The organism is Paraburkholderia dinghuensis (genome assembly GCF_003837865.1).
Lineage (GTDB): Bacteria > Pseudomonadota > Gammaproteobacteria > Burkholderiales > Burkholderiaceae > Paraburkholderia > Paraburkholderia dinghuensis.
The window spans coordinates 1-17,580 of sequence record NZ_RQIS01000015.1 but is presented as its reverse complement, the minus strand read 5'-3'; the positions used below and the strand labels follow the sequence as shown (position 1 = coordinate 17,580).

At 58.6% G+C, this 17,580-nt stretch carries 14 protein-coding genes and 1 pseudogene; 6 read left to right on the top strand and 9 right to left on the bottom strand.

The features are described from left to right. Positions 1 to 43 precede the first annotated feature (43 nt). Positions 44 to 475 (top strand): MarR family winged helix-turn-helix transcriptional regulator, encoded by a 432-nt coding sequence (locus D1Y85_RS19495; protein ID WP_124152720.1) that lies wholly within the window; start codon positions 44 to 46, stop codon positions 473 to 475. Positions 476 to 650: 175 nt separating this feature from the next. Further along, entirely contained in the window at positions 651 to 1,994 is a 1,344-nt protein-coding gene (locus tag D1Y85_RS19490) for a TAXI family TRAP transporter solute-binding subunit (RefSeq protein ID WP_124152719.1), read from the top strand. 28 nt (positions 1,995 to 2,022) lie between these two features. Here D1Y85_RS19490 and D1Y85_RS19485 read toward each other — a convergent pair whose 3' ends face one another. Together D1Y85_RS19485 and D1Y85_RS19475 are read right to left on the bottom strand one after the other, a co-directional pair. After that, positions 2,023 to 2,670, bottom strand: a complete 648-nt coding sequence (locus D1Y85_RS19485) for a glutathione S-transferase family protein (protein WP_124152718.1) — start codon at positions 2,668 to 2,670, stop codon at positions 2,023 to 2,025. Positions 2,671 to 3,092: 422 nt separating this feature from the next. Further along, positions 3,093 to 3,416 (bottom strand): annotated as a pseudogene (locus D1Y85_RS19475) (hypothetical protein); the annotation flags it as partial. A 173-nt stretch (positions 3,417 to 3,589) separates the two neighbouring features. Between D1Y85_RS19475 and D1Y85_RS19470 the strand changes: the two are divergent. After that, entirely contained in the window at positions 3,590 to 5,383 is a 1,794-nt protein-coding gene (locus D1Y85_RS19470) for a B12-binding domain-containing radical SAM protein (RefSeq protein WP_124152716.1), read from the top strand. Between the two features lie 327 nt (positions 5,384 to 5,710). Here the strand turns inward: D1Y85_RS19470 and pstS are convergent, their stop codons facing one another. Beyond that, a complete protein-coding gene (gene pstS, locus D1Y85_RS19465) occupies positions 5,711 to 6,748 on the bottom strand; it encodes a phosphate ABC transporter substrate-binding protein PstS (RefSeq protein ID WP_124152715.1) in 1,038 nt (345 codons plus the stop codon). A gap of 807 nt (positions 6,749 to 7,555) precedes the next feature. Between pstS and D1Y85_RS28035 the strand changes: the two genes are divergently transcribed. Further along, positions 7,556 to 7,951 (top strand): MBL fold metallo-hydrolase, encoded by a 396-nt coding sequence (locus D1Y85_RS28035; protein WP_342773481.1) that lies wholly within the window; start codon positions 7,556 to 7,558, stop codon positions 7,949 to 7,951. A 237-nt stretch (positions 7,952 to 8,188) separates the two neighbouring features. Further along, complete coding sequence (locus D1Y85_RS19455) at positions 8,189 to 9,067, top strand: sulfite exporter TauE/SafE family protein (RefSeq protein ID WP_124152714.1); 879 nt, start codon at positions 8,189 to 8,191, stop codon at positions 9,065 to 9,067. 320 nt (positions 9,068 to 9,387) lie between these two features. Here D1Y85_RS19455 and D1Y85_RS19450 read toward each other — a convergent pair whose 3' ends face one another. The 3 genes from D1Y85_RS19450 to D1Y85_RS19440 form a co-directional block, all read right to left on the bottom strand. Beyond that, positions 9,388 to 9,744: a hypothetical protein gene (locus D1Y85_RS19450; protein ID WP_246024985.1), complete on the bottom strand. Its 357-nt coding sequence runs from the start codon at positions 9,742 to 9,744 to the stop codon at positions 9,388 to 9,390. A gap of 250 nt (positions 9,745 to 9,994) precedes the next feature. After that, a complete protein-coding gene (locus D1Y85_RS19445) occupies positions 9,995 to 10,900 on the bottom strand; it encodes a lipid A biosynthesis lauroyl acyltransferase (RefSeq protein WP_124152712.1) in 906 nt (301 codons plus the stop codon). A gap of 1,084 nt (positions 10,901 to 11,984) precedes the next feature. After that, positions 11,985 to 13,400 (bottom strand): dienelactone hydrolase family protein, encoded by a 1,416-nt coding sequence (locus tag D1Y85_RS19440; RefSeq protein ID WP_124152711.1) that lies wholly within the window; start codon positions 13,398 to 13,400, stop codon positions 11,985 to 11,987. A gap of 315 nt (positions 13,401 to 13,715) precedes the next feature. Between D1Y85_RS19440 and D1Y85_RS19435 the strand changes: the two genes are divergently transcribed. Further along, positions 13,716 to 14,774, top strand: a complete 1,059-nt coding sequence (locus D1Y85_RS19435) for a hypothetical protein (protein ID WP_185219048.1) — start codon at positions 13,716 to 13,718, stop codon at positions 14,772 to 14,774. A 384-nt stretch (positions 14,775 to 15,158) separates the two neighbouring features. Here D1Y85_RS19435 and D1Y85_RS19430 read toward each other — a convergent pair whose 3' ends face one another. The 3 genes from D1Y85_RS19430 to D1Y85_RS19420 form a co-directional block, all read right to left on the bottom strand. Then, on the bottom strand, positions 15,159 to 15,950 hold the full coding sequence (locus tag D1Y85_RS19430; RefSeq protein WP_124152709.1) for a DUF2182 domain-containing protein: 792 nt from the start codon (positions 15,948 to 15,950) through the stop codon (positions 15,159 to 15,161). Beyond that, positions 15,947 to 16,591, bottom strand: a complete 645-nt coding sequence (locus D1Y85_RS19425; protein ID WP_124152708.1) for a DUF1326 domain-containing protein — start codon at positions 16,589 to 16,591, stop codon at positions 15,947 to 15,949. The genes D1Y85_RS19430 and D1Y85_RS19425 overlap by 4 nt, the downstream gene beginning before the upstream one ends. 478 nt (positions 16,592 to 17,069) lie before the next feature. Beyond that, positions 17,070 to 17,513, bottom strand: coding sequence for an Lrp/AsnC family transcriptional regulator (locus D1Y85_RS19420; RefSeq protein ID WP_281278305.1), 444 nt, complete (start codon positions 17,511 to 17,513; stop codon positions 17,070 to 17,072). Positions 17,514 to 17,580 lie beyond the last annotated feature (67 nt).

The window sequence follows — 17,580 nt, the reverse complement described above, 5'->3', positions numbered from 1 at the left end:
GCCGCGTGGCGCGCGATCGATGAAGTGAAGGGAGGTGAAGGCAATGACGAAGCGGACGATTCGCGAGGAATGCAACTGTTTCGCGCTGCGGCAGGCTGCACGATTTGTTACGCAATTGTACGAGCGTCATCTCTCGCAGGAGGGCGTTACGGCCGCGCAATTCACGATCCTTTCGCGTCTCGCGAGCCGGCCCGACACGAGCGCCGCCGAACTCGCCGACGACCTCGTCATGGACCGCACCACGCTCGTGCGTGCGCTCAAGCCGTTGCAGCGCGACGCGCTGGTGGTCGCGAGCGCATCGGAGCAGGATACGCGCATGCTGGTCTATCGCCTCTCGGCGAACGGCCAGCGGCGCTACGAACGCGCGCGCGTGCTATGGCAGGACGCGCAGGCCGAGTTCGAGCAGCATTTGAAGCGCGATCGTGCGAAGGCTCTACGCGCAGAACTGTTCGCGCTGACGAAATCGACTGTCTGAAGCGCAGCTTGTGGCACCGCTTGTGACGCAACCCGCGCACGGCGCGGCGCCAAAAACCGTCCGATCTGGCGCGAAAATGGCATCATGACGTTTCCAGTGTCGACCGGAGCGAGTGCTTGAACGCTGACTCCGGTCCCCTGCAGGGCTGAGTCTGACGCATCGCCGCCGGGTTCTCATGAAACGACATCGACTGCCACCGCGTTTCCTGCGCGACCACGAAAATCCCGCCTGGCGCGATCTCGCGCTCACTACGTTGCCCGTTGCCCTCTTTTGCGCGATTGTCATCGCGCTTGTGGTGTGGCTCGTCAATCCCGCACCGCCGCGCACCCTCACGATCAGCGCCGGACCGCAGGACAGCTCGCTGATGCAAATGGCCGACGCCTACCGGACGATCCTCGCGCGCAACGGCGTGAAGCTCAACGTGATCGAATCGGATGGCTCGGTGCAGAACCTCGAGCGGCTGCTCAACCCGAAGTGGAACGTCGATGTCGCGTTCGTGCAGGGCGGCGTGGCCGAAGGCAAGGACGTCAGCTCGCTGATGTCGCTCGGCAGCGTCGCTTATGTGCCGCTGGTCGTGTTCTATCGCGGCTCGGGCCTCACGCAGTTGTCGCAACTCGAAGGCAAGCGGATTGCCATCGGCCGCGAAGGCAGCGGAACGCGGCTTCTCTCGCTCAAGCTTCTCGACGCGAACGGCATCGACCCCGGCGGCAGTACCACGCTTTTGCCGCTCGATGGCCTGCAGGCGGCGACGCAACTCGTCTCAGGGAACATCGACGCCGCCATGCTGAGCGGCGACTCTGCCACGCGCGCGCTGATGTTGCGATTGCTGACGATCCCCGGCATCGCCGTGATGAGCTTCGACGAATCGGCCGCGTATACGCGGCTCTTTCCGAGTCTCGAAAGCGTCGACCTGCCGCCAGGTGTGCTCGATCTGCGCTACCGCATTCCGCCCGATGTGGTGCACCTGATTGGTCCGACCGTGGAAATTGTCGCGCGCAACACGCTGCATCCGGCGATCTCCGATCTGCTGCTAGAGGCAGCAGGTGAGGTGAATGGTGCGCCGGGCCTGCTGCAACGTGCGGGCCAGTTTCCGAACACGTCGGTGCACGACTTCCGCATCGGCGAGGATGCGACCCGCTATTACCGCTCGGGCAAGAGCTTTCTCTATCGCTCGCTGCCGTTCTGGCTGGCCAGCGTTGCGGACCGGCTCCTCGTTCTGCTTCTGCCGATCGCCGTGCTCGTGATCCCGGCGCTGCGCGCGATCCCAGCGCTCTATAGCTGGCGCGTGCGCTCGCGTATTTATCGCTACTATGGCGCGCTCATCGCTATCGAACGCGATGCGCTCAAGCACAAGAGCGAGGAAGAGCGGCGCAAGCTGGTCGAAGAACTTAATGAAATCGAGCGATCGTTGAATACGCTACGAATGCCGCTTGCATTTGCCGATGCGTTTTATGTGTTGCGCGAGCATATCGGCTTCGTCCGCGCGCATCTGGTTGCGAATGAGACAGTGACGCACTGAGCGAAACGTGGGCGAACGCTGCCGAGGGTCATTTCGTTCGGGCGTTGACCGGAGGCAGTTCAGGCGCGTCGAGCCCTGCGAATGGATCCCTCCAGGCTGGGATCTTCATGAGCCGCGCATGCCAGGCTTCGACGCGAGGAAAATCGGCGAGCGGCAGGCCGGCGAGTTCAGCGAACGGGAGCACGCAAGCGACGCGAAAATCGGCGTAGGTGACCGCGTCGCCGACCAGCCAGTCCCTGTTCGCGAGATGCTGGTCCAGAATCGCGGCCGAGGACGCGAATTCGCTCAAGCCCTCATCGACGACCTCGCGCCTGACCGGTCCCAGGCCGTAACGCTGCTTGGTCACCCGTTCGAAATGAACCATGTCGCAGGCACGCACGAAGTTCCAGTAGCCCCAACTGATCCAGCGGATGAGGTCCGGCATGGCGTCGCCTGTGGGCCAGAAGTCTGACTTGGCGAGGCGCGAGAGCCGGCAGGCGATCGCGTCCGCTTCCCACAGCGTTGTCTCCCCCTCGACCAGAATGGGAACGCTCTGGTTCGGATTGAGCTTGAGGAACTTCTCGCGCTCGCCCGGCGCGAACGGGGAAGCGAATTCAAACTCGACCGGCGAGTTCAAATGGCGCGCCACGGCGACGGCGAGGCGCGGATTATAGTTGCGGCTGAAATAAAGCTTCATGGCGCGTTTGCTCACGAGGGATCGGTTCGGTTTCTTGTCTTGATGAACGCCTGCTCGAAAGTACTCGACGATTCTACGCGCGCCGATGAAAAGGGACCCAGTGGGATTGGATGGAGAGCTGTTTCCCTCGCGCGAAATGCCGTCGGATAGACGCCGATGATGGATCGCACACATTCAACGAACTCGACGCGTGCCGTTTGACGGGGCATTTCCGTCCGGCCTCGACGTCCGGTTTGGGACGAATTGATTGTCCCCTGCATTGGCATAGAATCCTCTGAGGAGGTTCTAGCCGTGTCAGCTATCAAGCGCATCGATCCGGGCCATCCCGCCTATCAGTCCGCGCCGCACAGGACAACCCGCTACCCTTCGGAGCACGTTACGTTGACGGCCGGCTCCAGGAAGAGGCTGCGCCCCTGTGTGCCTCATTTCAAGGTCGGGCGCGGCAAGGTCGGCGTCGGTGGCGTCAGGTTGTAGGCCGCCTGCGTCAGGAGGAACCACTGCTCGACCCGCTCGCGGTCGCGATACATCGCCTGACGAATCCTGCCTGCCGTCTTGCTCCAGTTGAAGACCTGCGCGATGCATTTGCGCTTGCACTGGCTGATGGCGTAGCGGGCCCAGCGCATCGTCCGACCGTCAATCGCCGAGCCACCCCCGCAGCCGTTGTTTTGCGCCACATGCGGTGTCACACGATTGGCGCGGAAACTCGCCACGAAGCCCGCCGCGTCATCGTTCTTGTCGGCCCCAACCGGATCACAATCCTCGAAACCTGGCGCCTGCGGCACTGTAAACACAGCAGGGGGCTAGGCGCGTAGGATGCGGGTTGTTGTACTGCTTTTCAGTTCACGATCCGTCGCCGATTTTCTGAAGACGGATGACCTTCACGGTTTTGTGACTTCCAGACAGGGATGCAGAGCAGACAATGGCCACGATCGACTCGATTTCAGGCAGTTCCCGATTCTCTCTCGTCCTCATCAAGCCGACCCATTACGACGACGACGGCTACCCGATCCAGTGGCTCCGCTCGGTCATGCCCTCCAATACACTCGCCTGTATGTATGCGCTCGCTGATGACGCGCGAAAGCGAATGCTGCTGGGCCCTGGCGTCCAGTTTGAAATCGAAACAAGCGACGAAACCAACCAGCGGGTGTGGCCAGAGCGCATCATTCGTGACCTGAAGGCAAAGGGCGGGAGATCGATGATCGGTCTGGTCGGTGTGCAGTCGAACCAGTACCCGCGCGCACTCGACCTCGCCCGCCAGTTCCGTGCCGCGGGCTTGCCGGTTGCGATCGGTGGCTTCCACGTTTCTGGCTGTATCTCCATGCTGCCTGAGATGCCCGCTGAGCTTAAGGAAGCGCAAGCAATGGGTGTGGCGCTCTTCGCTGGGGAGGCCGAGGAACGGCGTTTTGATGAAGTCCTTCTCGACGCGTGGAATGGTGCCATGAAGCCCTTGTATAACTTCATGGACGCGTTACCCTCGCTCGAAGGCGCTCCCCAGCCCTTCTTGCCGCGCAAGCATATCGAACGCACTGCAGGTACCTATACCTCGGTTGACCTCGGTCGTGGCTGCCCGTATCAGTGCTCGTTTTGTACCATCATCAACGTGCAGGGGCACAAGAGCCGCTTTCGCACCCCCGACGATCTCGAGAAGATCATCCGCGAGAACGCAAAGCAGGGCATCGACCGGTTCTTCGTCACGGATGACAATTTCGCACGCAACCACGACTGGGAGATCCTTCTCGACCGCGTCATCGAACTTCGGGAAAAGCAAGGCATTTACTGCGGCTTCACGATCCAGGTCGACACGCTCTGTCACAAGATTCCAGGCTTCATCGAGAAGGCAACGCGCGCGGGTGTGCGGCGCGTGTTCATCGGGCTTGAGAATATCAATCCCGAGAATCTGATCGCGGCGAAGAAGCGACAGAACAAGATCACCGAATACCGCGCCATGCTGCAGATGTGGCGCGCCCACGGCGCGATTACCTACGCGGGCTATATCATCGGATTCCCCGCGGACACGAAAGAATCGATCCTGCGCGACATCGAGATCATCAAGCGTGAATTGCCAATCGACATTCTCGAATTCTTCATGCTCACGCCGCTGCCGGGCTCCGAGGATCATCAGACGATGGTAAGGAACGCTGAATGGATGGACCCGGACGTCAACAAATACGACACCAACCATCGGGTCACGCACCACGCGAAAATGTCGGACGCTGAATGGGAAGAAGCGTATCGGTGCGCCTGGAGCGCGTTCTACTCGTACGAGCACATCCGCACGATCGTCAAGCGGGCAGCGCAGATCCCGAACGGCCGACCGAAGACGATCATGCGCACAATCGCCTGGTTCAGACTGATGATCGAACACGAGGGTGTGCATCCGCTCGAAGGGGGAGCCCTGCGGATGAAACATCGCCGTGATCGCCGTTGGGGGCTGCCGGTCGAATCGCCGCTTCGCTTCTATCCGCGCTACTGGAGTGAGACCGTTGTCAAGGTGACAAAATATCTGCGCTTCTACCTCAGGACAGAGGCTATCCTCAGGGAAGTCATGAAGGCACCGGAACGTTACGCCTACACGGATATCGCCATCACGCCGCTGCAGGAAGAGGAGTTCGAGCAGCTTGGACTCTTTCACGCCACGAGCGGCGGCGAGGCAGCGCTGGCGGTCCACCACCGGCGTATTGCCATCCGGTCATCGGGCCCGTCTGCAGCGTGATGCCGTTGACAATGTCATCCGGTTTTCCTGGTACACATTCGACACGAAACAGTAGATCAGTCTTGTCGCGGTAACCGCACGAACGACCGGCTGAATCCGCCATTCGTAAGCTGCCGTAGATTAGCTCGGGAATTGAAGGGCACTTCAGGGTCGCATTGAGACGGTTGTCATCTCCCTCCCATTGCGGCCATCAACGCCCTTTTGACCCTGCGCGCAAGTCGACGCTGGATCGCGGCACCGACTTGAAACGCGTCATCGCTATGGCAGTTTCAGCCGGGCTTTCGACAGACGGGTCCGACGAGGATCGTTTTCTTCGGCATGCTCGAATTATTGACCGGCTACTGGATGGTGTGCCACGTCGTCTACTGCATTGCTGCGCCACTGCGACCGGATCTTTGCGATTACCGGATTCGGCAGCGGACTATAGTCGAGAGCCTCACTGCTTGACTGGCCATGCAGAAGCGCCCAGTCGAAAAACTTTAGTGTCTCCTCGGTGCGACGCGCGTCGTCGGATCTTGCCCATACAACGGCATAAGTGGCCCCGATTACTGGCCACGCATCCTTCCCGGGCTGATTGGTCAGGAACTGATAAAGTGAGCCGGACCAGTCCGCGTTGGCCGCCGCTGCATTGAACGTCTCGGCACCGGGTTCCACGATGGCCCCTGTCGCGTTGGTCATCGCCGTATAGGTCAAATGGTTCTGCTTCGTAAAGTCCCATGCGATATAGCCAATTGCACCGGGTAAATATCCGACGTAAGTCGCGACACCTTCATTACCCTTTCCGCCGATACCGCGCGGCCAACGCACGCTTGCCCCCTCCCCGATTCGACGCCGCCATTCAGGGCTGACCTGAGCGAGAAAGTGCGTCCATATCAAGGTTGTGCCCGAGCCATCCTGACGCCGTACCACGGCTATGGGAGTGTCTGGCATTTTTATCTTCGGATTCAGTCGCGCGATGGCAGGGTCATCCCAGTACTGGATCTTGCCAAGAAAGATGTTGGCGAGCACTTCGCCCGTCAACATTAACTGGCCAGCTTTGATGCCCGGAAGATTCACGACCGGCACGACGGCACCAATTGCAATTGGGAATTGCAGCAGACCATCCTTGTTCAATTGATCGTCGGTAAGCGGGGCGTCGGAGCCGGCGAAGTCGACCTGGTGGGCTATCACCTGCTTGAGCCCGTCTGACGAGCCTGTGGCCTGGTAAACGATTCTGCCTCCGCCTGACTTCCGGTACTCATCAGCCCACCGGGTGTAGAGGGGGGCGGCGAAGGTACTGCCAGAACCGGTGACATCATCGGTGTGCGCTACGGCCGTGCCGACGCCGCAAATCAGAACGGTGACCAACGTATTGGGTAGTTTCACGAGAGTGTCCAGTCGGATTATTGTGCTGCGTTTGCCTGGGCTGACCGCGAAGACGCCAGTCTGTGCGTCCCAGCCAGAATCGCGACCCCAGGGAGGTGAGATTGCTGGTACGCGTGCGGCAGTTCCAGCGCCGATCGAGCACCTGCTCGACGTTTGGCTACATCCGCGTTTGGCCGCGTTCAGATCGGACGCTGACTTCGGCACGAATGCGACTGGTGGCCCACACGCCCAGTTGAAGGCACCTGCTCTGCCTAACGTTCGCAATATCAAGTTCTCGATCGCACGAAGGCAATCAGCTGCAAACCTTTGTCGCCGGAACGATCGTGTCCTGCTGATTTTGCCGTGTCGATGCGTGAGGCGCCGCGCAAGAAGAGCAATTGACCCCTGCGCTCGCCGTAACTGCAAAATCGTGGGCTGCGTTAATCGCTCGCAGACTAATCAATCAGCGTCTCTGTCGAATCCGGTTGTCTTGCCACCATAATTCCGGACAATGCACGCGCGCGTGCGCTACCGAACATTCGCAGACAAATTCAGATCGGAGTCGCACTAAACTTTTCCATGATCTGTGATAGTCGCTGCGTACGGATACTGTCCGTTCTGACCACGATCTGAATGCCCCGGCGTTAAGCGAGAGTCGCCACAGAAGTGGCCATAGGACATCGGTACTCGTCAGGTCGACAATCGGCGAACAGGCGCTGTCGACTTAACATTTCGAGGCCAACGAATGCGGCTCGCTCAATGCGTTTCTTGCGGCTGCGCCGCGTGCGCAGCCGCCGTGCGGCCAGATCGCGGCCATGGTCTCGGTCAGTGATTATGCTGACCGGCGCGCCACGCGCGCTTGAAGATGGCGAGACCATCTCGCTCGGTCAGCACAGCTTACGCTGGCTTGATACACGACACCTGACGCACGCGTGGGAGTGCGGGTTCCTCATGGAGAACACGTCTGCAACGCTGCTATGTGGCGACGTGTTTGCCCAAGGCGGCTCGCATCACCCGCCGCTTGACGAGGACGACATCCTCGAACCCAGCGAGGCATTCCGCCACAAAAATGAATGCGTGCGCACCATGCTCCTCGAAGAAAATCTACCGGTATCGCGGATCGCCTGGCGTTCGGGCTTGACCGATCTCGCCAATTTCACCCGCATTCCGAAGGAGAACGGGGTCACGCCGACCAGATTCAGGCGCGCCCATCGAACCGGGTAGCTGTGCGAGGGCCGCGCGGCGAACAACTGCATGTTCGCCACCTACCCGGAAGTGTGCGGTAACGCACACTTCGTGCATCAAGCTGAAAGTCGCCAGGCCTATCGTTTTGACTTTTGTCCCGACCAGCCAGCGCACCCGCCGCACCGATGCAATAAATCCTTGAACGCGCAACTCCTGCCACTACTGGCGGGAAAAGCTGGCCTTTCCGGTGGTGTCCAAAACGGAGAGACATGGTAAATGGATAGCGAACCTCGGCCCGCGCCGCCGGAGAGCGCCGTGGGATCAGCCCGGTCATTGAACCCGGCACCGCGCTGGCACCCCTGGCAGGTCAAACTTCAGTGGGCGGTACTCGTGCTCGCCACGGCACTTTGCCTCGCCTTGTCCGTGCACGAAGGCGTCGAGCCCTTAATCATCGGTGCCGTTTTTCTGGCGTCCGGCATATCGAGCATCGCAGGCTTCGCCTTTTCCGCGGTCTGCGGCGCAATGCTGTTCCATCTCTCCGACGACCCGGTGCAGATTGTCCAGATCATGATTGTCTGCAGCATCGCGAACCAGACGGCAATGGTCTGGTCACTCAAACGGGATATCCAGTGGCGGGCACTGGCCGTTTTCCTGATCGGCGGCGTAGTCGGACTGCCCTTGGGCATCACCGTACTGCTCACCCTGGATCGTCACGTCTACACCCACGTGCTTGGTGTGTTCCTGGTTCTCTACGGGGCCTACATGCTCGCCACGCGGCCGCTGGTCATCCGGCGCCAGACGAAGGCACTCGATGTTTTCGCGGGATTTCTCGGCGGCGTCACGGGTGGCGCGGCCGGTTTTCCCGGAGCATTCGTAACCATCTGGTGCGGGTTCAAGGGGTGGAACAAGGACCGCCAGCGTGCGATGTATCAGCCGTTCATCCTGATCACGCAGGTCGCCGCACTCGCAGCCATCACTCTCTTGCGGCACTCCTCCGGCAAGACCGGTTTCGCCCCAGCCATTCTGCTCTGCATACCTGGATCGCTGTTGGGAACTGCGATCGGCATGACGCTCTATAAACGGCTATCGGACAATCATTTTGCGCGGGTCGTGAACCTGCTGATGATTGTGTCTGGGATCAGCTATTTTGGATAACTAGAGAACCCGCCGCGGAATGTGTGCCGCATCGAAACCAGCGGACCGCGAATGGTTGCTGATCACCGCAGGAGCGGGTGTTGATGTTGCAGCAGCGCGGTGGTTCGCTGAGGGCTTTGGATTCAACCGGTCGATGCAACAGATTGATGGAAGCGCCCGGGCGGGTCGTCGTCGCTGTCACAACTGACGTTGACTTGAGGGTTTGCCTCCTCTTTAGAAGTGCCCGTCGCGTGCGCGCAGTACGCGGCCATCCGAATCAAGTAGCGCGATACCAGCACGAGATGATCGTCTCGTTCACCACGCCTCACCTGCCTGTTTGCTCAATGCGTCCGTTGAAAGACCCATTCGCCGCTGCCCTCGCGACAGAAATGCGGGCGCAACGTCATCGACTGGCCCCGGGAGTTCAGAACGACGCTGGTTTCGCGACATGTACGGGTTCCGTCATGTGTAGTGCGGTCCGGCGTGATCGTCGCGTCGACCCGAACGCCGCGGCGCAGCCCATGGGACGACCACTGAGTCGATTCGCCGTCCGCCTTCTGGTCCAGTGACTCGCGCAGCACCTTCTGTAGCGCGGCGTTATCCTGTTGCGTCATCGCCGCGACCGGCGTGTCGCGCAAAAAGGCCAGGTTCGCGGCATGCGCCGCGCACACGCTCGTGGAAACCAGCACGGCAACCATCAGATGAAACGTGGTTCGGGTTCGCATTGTCTGCATCGGGCGTTCTCCGTCGATGGGTGTCGGATCAACGCCAAGAGTAGCACGGGCCCTGGTAGAACCTGGTGGCGAACGGACGGTCGGTTTCGGCCGACCGCGTCGGCCAGGAAGAGACAATGAAGCCCCACTGGCGAAGGGCAGGTTCTCGCCCACATCGGTAGGATCTGGTGACCCGCGCCAACGGAGTTCGAAATCACAGGCCCGGACGCCCTGCTCAGTAAACACCTGCCTCGCCCGGTGGACGATTCTTGAAGCGTCGATGCACCCAATAATATTGCTCTGGATAATTCCGTATCTGCGTTTCAAGAAACTCATTCATTCGACGCGCGTCGCTTGTGTCGCTCGCTGATGGAAAGTCACTGAGCGGCTCGAAGATGGTCAACTTATATCCCTGGTAATCCGGCAGCACTTCAGTGACGAATGGCACAACCCGCGCATTGCCCAGGCGAGCAAGGCGCGAAACCGAAGTGAGCGTGCATGCGGAAACGCCAAAAAAAGGCACAAAAACGGAGTTGCGTATGCCGTGGTCCATGTCCGCAGCCAGCATCACCGGTTTGCCTGAACGAAGTAACCCCACGATCTTCCTGGCACTTGTCGAACGTTCAAGCATCTCGGCGCCAAATCTGCCGCGTTGCCGCCTGGCCAGGTCACACAGGGCCTTGTTCGACATCCGCGTGTACAGGGAGGCGACAGACCATTGCATCGAGTACAGCATGCATCCGATCTCGATGCCCACGAAGTGGAACCCCATAAAGATGGTAGGAGGAGCATCCCCGTCTTCGAGATCAATCTTGCTTTCGATCTGGACAATATCCCGTATCGTCTCTGCGCTACCGAACCATTGAATGCCTCGTTCCAGATAGCTTCGAATGACGTGGCGAAAGTGGTCCCTCGCGAGATCATCGTACTCGCGCTCGCTCTTGCCCGGGAAACAGAGGCGAAGATTGACGAGAACTATATGTTTTCGGGAGCTTGGGAACGCAAATAACATCGCACCAAGCGCGCTGCCAAACCGTGCGACCAGCGCGTAGGGAAGCAGTGAAAACAGGCGAAGCAGCACGACAATGGAAACAAAGCCTAGTTGCTCGAAAAATGTTCTGCGCTTGTGCGAATCGCCCATCGTGATTCCGGGAAGTACCGATATTTGCGGATAACCGTCGTGTGCTGGGCGTCGGCACTTCTGACTGCCCTCTCGGGCCTGAACCCATAGTCAAGGGTACCACCTGCAGGAGCGAAAAGTTCACGATTGTTGAGAAACATCAAAAATTGCGCCCGCGATGCAGCAGTGACGTTCGTCCGTTACCGGAAGGCGAACCGACGCTAGGGACATATGCGCTAAAGTCCGCTTCGGGTCGATTTCGGGCGACTGCGTGGGGCGGCAGTCGGCCAAATTCAGACCGTCGACATGTGCCCCTGAATCGCTCACAATCACCGACGAAGCTTGGATACGCGCACAAATTGGCGGCAAGATGTGCCGCACGGCAGGTCGGAATGCGTTGCGGACACTGCCGTAGCGGTGACGTTTGAAATTGAATGCTCTATCTTGTGGTAGAAAAATGCATATTCACATTCCAAGCGTCACGCTCGCTGTGTTGGCCTTATTCCTGAATGGCCTAGTCTATTTGCTCGCCATGAATGCCGTGTTCGATCGACTCAGAGAGAGACATCCGGTTACCTACAATCTCCTCGACAGGCCCCAAATACGGCTCGGGGGATTCAATTGGCCAACCATGCAATGGATGTTGCGAAGAGGCTATAAATCGATCGACGACAGATTTTTGAAGGTGTTAGCAGACCTTGGGCTAGTTAGCTGGATACTTCAAGCAGCAGGCGCGATACTGCTACTCGCACTTTTCAGCCGCCCATAGCTTCGCTGTCTGGCAACAAACCGAACTCATATAGTCCTCTCAAATGGCAGTTTCATGGCGCGACGAATGTCCCTTGTGGGTCGGTTTATGCCTTTTGCATTAGGCGCACGCCTGAGATGATTGCCGCGCTCAGTGGGGGACTCCACGCGGCCACTCTCAGTCATTCATACGCACGCTGGGAGTGTCCGCGTCCATACGCAGAGCCGACCTTATGCTTGCCTCACCGGCAATCGACAGCCTATCAGTGATAAAGCGTCGACATCGGCATAGTGACCTGCTTTCCGGCCCTCCTACCATACCTGCCGCTGCTCGTTCCAACCGTTGTGAAAACGCAAACTACTTTGTGGCCCATACAACATCCCCGTCCACCGAATAAACGCGGCAATCCTCGTGGCCGTTTGCACACTGCACCAAAGCCGCGTTGATTGAATCGATCCCGGACGCCTGTCCCCACGCACCGTCACGCGCGATCACAAATGCCCGAGGTCGTGTCGCGGCGAGATAACGCGTATAGGCCTGCCGCCCATCGGCACGCAAATAGGGCACTGCGTTGACGTCCTGAAGCGATGCGAAATCCGTTGGGGGCGGCGCCGACTCCTGGCGCGGCCACACGACAGTATTGTCGACCGCGTAGAGCTGGCAATACTGCGAGATCTTCCAGCATCGCTGCATCGCTGTGCGCGCAGGATCGAATCCACCGGAAGCCCACATGCCGTTCGTGCTGCCGATGGCGATAGCTTTGGGCAGCGGCGCCGCCAGATAGCTCGCATAGAGTGCAGCTTTCTGCCGTGCATTGAGGTAGGGAACTGCGCTGAAGTCGTTGATGCTCGCGTAGCCGCTGGCCTTCAGCGCAGGACGAGGAAGATATTCCTGATTGACTTCGCTGCCCGGCATGCCGATGCTCGCAAGAAAGGCGTCGGCCTTCGCAACCCATAGCGGAAGCCCCGCACCCGAGGCCGTCATGGCGTGCGCGTCCTTCTGGAAGTTGCCATAGTCGACCAACTGCGCATGGCCGCCCGCGGCCGTGTAGTGGGCATACATGCTTCTCCACGTCGTACTGGAGAAAATCTGGTCGTTGTCGCCGTAGAACCAGATCGATGGCACGCGCGTGTGCGCGCCGAGTTCACCGGCAGCCGTAATCAGGCTCTCGTCGGGCTTGCTGCAATCGGCTTCTTTCACGCCACCAGCGAAATTGAGTAGCCCTTTCACGTCATCAGGACTCTGTGCACCGAATACGAGCGTATTCCAGCCCCCCATGCTCTTTCCCGCGACGACGATCCGCGTGGCGTCAATGCCCGGAACGTCTTTCACATAATCGAGAACCTTGCGAATATCCTTGGCGGCATCTGTGCCGATGGCAAGTACGTCGCATCCGTGCGGTACGAGATGCCCCCAGGAACGCGCGTAGCCACGCATCATCGGCAAGGCGACGGCGTAGCCTCGTGAGAGGAAGTACCAGACTATGAATTCATCGGCCACGCGCGGCGTATTCATCGGATCGTGTGACGCGCCATGATTGATGAGCGCGAGCGGAAAGGGACCGCCGCCCGCAGAGTGTGCAGGCATATACACTGTCACTTCCAGGGTGACTGGCGGCGACGATTGAACGGGTACGCGAAGAATTTTCTCGTTAAGTGGCGCCTCTGGTTCGACGGCGCTGCGGTCTGCTGACCATGCGGCCTGCGGCAGCGTGGAAAGCAAAACGAAAGCACCCCAAAGAAAGGCAAGCGAATATTTTAGGCGTAGCGGCATTTATTCTTTTTTTCGTAGGAAGTTCGCTGCGGGTTGCCTCAAGACAACGCGTGGGTCCGTTGTAGTCAACGGCAGGTCACACCAAAAGCTTTAGAGACTGACCGTATAAGTCCTTGATCTGCGGCACGCCCAAGGTCGTCACACCAAATCCGTTACGAGTGTCCGAAAATGCCGGATGACCCGTCGTTCGGCTTGCCATTGCGAATGACGGTTCAGGGTCGGTTTCCGCCGACGGCGTGCCGAAACGGAAGATATGATCCGACCGATAACAATCCATAGTTCTTGCCGACACCAACATCGATCATGAAGGCGACAATGCAGCTTCCAATTTTCCGCATCACGTTCTCTATCGCCTTCCTATGGCTCAGCGGCATTAGTCACGCAGCACAATCCGCTGATCCGTTATCGACACTCCCTGCTGATTCTCAACAAACCACGCAACCGCAGTGGGTCAAAGCGGTACCACCATACTCCTTGGAACCACTGTTTTCCAAAGCTGAAGTGGATCTGAACTCCGTTAAGCAAGGTGACAACGGTCAAATCACCGCTTGGGAAAGAGACACCTACGAGAAAATTCAGCAGCCTTCAACTGATTATGCGTTCCAGATCGGCGAAGCTCATTATCTAATCGATTGCAATGATGGCAAATACACCGCTCTAGCGGTGAATACTAGAAGAACGAATGGAGACTTGGTTAAATCCGTACCAATGCCCGAGTTTGCACAGAAAAATCTGACCGATGTCCCACCTGATTCATTGATTAGTGCTGAAGTGACTCTCGCCTGTGCGCAGGCAAAGAAAAACTGGCCGGGTGATCGATATTATGATTTACACATTAAACCCAAGCACGTTGCTACGAGCACACCTCTTACATCACAAGAAAAAGAGAAAATAGATCAAGCGATAGTTCAACGGAAGGAATCCGACAAACGTAATACTCCCTTCGTCGCACCGCTACTGACTGCACAAAATGGTAGAAACGTATGCCACACGATGAACGGAGCTGATGGAAACCCATCTCCCTATGAATTGTGTGATGCACAGGGCATGTTCTCGCATGACGTCTATAGCGTTCGAGTCGGGGGAATTCCTTTTATTCAAGGAATCGATGACACTACGACCAAAGGGATTGACGGGGTATTCCATGACACTCCAATTCGACTCCAATGCGAACCTGTCAATCAGTTGGCAGATGGCGTAACGAATAAAACCATAGAAGGTGCCATTCAGGTCGATCGAATGTCGTCGAAAAAAATCTCGTTCGATGATGAATTGAAGTTCGCAATAGCGACCAATGTGATCGAGATCGGGAGGCATTGCACACTGAGCAATACGGATGGCGTCATGGCAAAGCTTGACGTTGTTTCTCCTTAATGAACCAAGTTGTGGCAACAGGCGTCTTGGGCGGATGTCCGCAATTGAGAAAGCTGGATGTCTCTTATGGGTCGATTTCGGGCGACTGCGTGGGGCAGTAGTCGGCGGCGGATTCAACCGGTCGACGGACGATCGAGCGCCGAATTCACGCTCGAAAACAGACGCTGATGAACGGAATAACGATAACGTACCGCCAGTTTCGCATCGATTCCCCCTGATCGTACCGCCACCAACCATGTCTACAAGATCAGATAACGCGACAAGTAGTCTGACGCCGGGGGGGCGACTTCCGTAGTTCAAGGGCGGGTGTGGCGGGAGCGATGCGACTTATTCCTGAATTTCTGAGTGAGGCTTCGTGCGGTTGTTTTAACGACCGAGTGAGGATTACACCAGCAAGGTGGTGCCTGCCCAGGCGATCAACACGACACCTAGCACGCGGCCGACACGCTCACCGTCGGGCAGGATTTTTTCGACGAAGACAAAGAGCGACAGCGCGGCGATCCAGACGAGATTCATGATTCCGCCGACGAACAGCAACGCCATCAACAGCCAGCAGCAGCCGACGCAATAAATGCCATGGCGTACGCCGAGCAGGAAACTGCCGGTGACGCCAGGGCGCCAATGCGCGGTGAGGACCTTCACGGGTGACCGGCACTGCTTGAGGCAAGCGCGCTTGAGCGGCAAAAACTGATAGGCCCCGGCAACGGCCAGAACGATGGCGGAAAGCGGCGCGCTCTTCGACCAGAGCATCATTACCGAAATGAGGCCGGTCGGTTGCAGCATCTTCTGCAGCGACGCCGCGCCGATTGAGAATGCCAGCCATGCAGTTAAATAGCCGGCCAGAAGCACCATCGACGGAATGGCCGACCTGGCCTCGAGAGCGCCGTAATGCCGCATTACGCGTCGATACAAGAGGATGAGCGGCGCCGCGGCGGGCGTCATCATCGCGATCATCATCGTCCACCACATGAGGATCACCGCCGGAAGCGATGGGTCCATGCTGCCGGCGCTATCCGCAAGTCGATGCGGGAAAAGCGTGACTGTCGTCATCTCGAGCGCGGACATGCCGATTCCCGCGCCCGTCCAAAGGTAGAACCACGATAACGTGACGACGGCGGCCATGCCGAGCGCCGTGATGGTGCGCTCACGTCCGAGCATATTTTCGATGCTGCTCATGCGGCAGCCCGATGCCGAATCGGCCCTTTGTTATTCAAGTGCAGTCGCGCGAACTGCGCGTAACTCCCCTCGAGATTCAGTACGATATTGCCGCGAGAGCGACTGGTGCCGGAGCCGATTTCGGCAAGCTCGTATTCGAAGCCGTGCGGCAGATCGATCCGGACGCGATGCTCGTCACCCGTCACCGGATTGCGGATCGGTTCCCCGACGAGGTCGAAGACGCCTTCGACATGAATCCGGCCGCGTCTTGCGTCGACATCGACGTCGAAGTCGATCCGTGTGAAGATCGGATCGAATGCCTGCTCGAGCGTCGACGCGAATACCGCGAACATCGTGGCGAACGGTTCGGTATCCTGACCAGTCAGGATTTTCAGAATGGCTTCACGTTGTTCCGGGGCGGTCCGTTCGTCGACGATTGGCTGGCACGTGCCCTTGCCTTCGTGGATCGGTCCCGGCCACTGAAATACCACCGCAATGTTGATGCCATCGAGCCGCACGTCGCCGTAGTACCCGCTGCTGACCGCAATGGCGCCCATCGCTTCACAAAATCCATGCGTCGGCAATGCGTTGAACTGGCAAGGGCAACCAAATGAGCAATTGCAGTTAACCAGTTCGGTGCCTTGAATTTCCCATGGGGTCATGGTTGTCCTCCTTGTACTACGCGACGAGTGGGGTGGTTCGAATCTAGTGCACGCAACAGGGGAAGTAAAAGTTAGGGCGAGCGGGCCGTTGTCATGGGTGCCCCAGGGATACCCTCCATCGTCTGGCTCGGCGAGAAGTCGCTCCGCGCTGTTGCCGGATATCGCTAAACGATCGCTGTAGCCTGAAAATTCCCGCAGTCCACAAAAACACCCGGCGGAATGGCCACAGGGTCGACCATGGAATTTGACTCAATTCGTGAACGTCGATGGCAGAGAACATGTGCGGCGCCTGGCTACGACATATTTTCTGCGGAGGCAGTCGCACCAAGAACGCCTGCCCCACTTCGAGAAGAGCCATTGATGTGTCGGCATGTCGACAGTCCTCTCAGGGTCGATCAGGCACGCCTGGAATACGCCCGAACTGCCTTGCACGCGTTGTTGCCTCCAATCTGGAGCGCTTCGCCAACTCCACCCCGCTCTACGGCGCAAGAAAGACGGGCAAAGGACGGCTCCCCGCATCTGCCGACAGACTGATCAGGGTATGAACTTCCTGCACCATCGGAAGTGAGGAAAGCCGGTCTGCGAGAAGACGGCTGTATGCATCGAGGTCGATGGTGACGATCCGCAGGAGAAAGTCATACTCGCCGAGGAGCGTGTGTATCTCGAGGATTTCCGGATACTGCTCAACGGTTGCCCTGAAAATTTCCCCGGCTCGCTCGCTGTGTTTGTTCAGCTTGACCTGGGTGAACGTCTGCACACTTAGCCCAAGCTTTGCGCGGTCCAGGACGGCGACTCTCCGAACGATTACCCCGTTTTTTTCGAGTCTCTCGACGCGCCGCCATGCCTGCGATTGAGACAGGCCAACTCGCTCACCTAGCTCACTCATCGGAAGCGTCGCATCGGTAATACCCCCGTTTTCCACGGTCGGCAGAAGTAGAAACTAAGCGGCCATGGCCAGCCGCTGCTTCGGGGTAAAGCCGCCCAATGCC

Excerpts from the sequence above, each read along its gene's own strand:
- D1Y85_RS19495 (WP_124152720.1), top strand. The coding sequence starts at position 44 with ATGACGAAGCGGACGATTCGCGAGGAATGCAACTGTTTCGCGCTGCGG.
- D1Y85_RS19490 (WP_124152719.1), top strand. The coding sequence starts at position 651 with ATGAAACGACATCGACTGCCACCGCGTTTCCTGCGCGACCACGAAAAT.
- D1Y85_RS19485 (WP_124152718.1), bottom strand. The coding sequence starts at position 2,670 with ATGAAGCTTTATTTCAGCCGCAACTATAATCCGCGCCTCGCCGTCGCC.
- D1Y85_RS19470 (WP_124152716.1), top strand. The coding sequence starts at position 3,590 with ATGGCCACGATCGACTCGATTTCAGGCAGTTCCCGATTCTCTCTCGTC.
- D1Y85_RS19455 (WP_124152714.1), top strand. The coding sequence starts at position 8,189 with ATGGATAGCGAACCTCGGCCCGCGCCGCCGGAGAGCGCCGTGGGATCA.
- D1Y85_RS19450 (WP_246024985.1), bottom strand. The coding sequence starts at position 9,744 with ATGGTTGCCGTGCTGGTTTCCACGAGCGTGTGCGCGGCGCATGCCGCG.
- D1Y85_RS19445 (WP_124152712.1), bottom strand. The coding sequence starts at position 10,900 with ATGGGCGATTCGCACAAGCGCAGAACATTTTTCGAGCAACTAGGCTTT.
- D1Y85_RS19440 (WP_124152711.1), bottom strand. The coding sequence starts at position 13,400 with ATGCCGCTACGCCTAAAATATTCGCTTGCCTTTCTTTGGGGTGCTTTC.
- D1Y85_RS19435 (WP_185219048.1), top strand. The coding sequence starts at position 13,716 with ATGCAGCTTCCAATTTTCCGCATCACGTTCTCTATCGCCTTCCTATGG.
- D1Y85_RS19430 (WP_124152709.1), bottom strand. The coding sequence starts at position 15,950 with ATGAGCAGCATCGAAAATATGCTCGGACGTGAGCGCACCATCACGGCG.
- D1Y85_RS19425 (WP_124152708.1), bottom strand. The coding sequence starts at position 16,591 with ATGACCCCATGGGAAATTCAAGGCACCGAACTGGTTAACTGCAATTGC.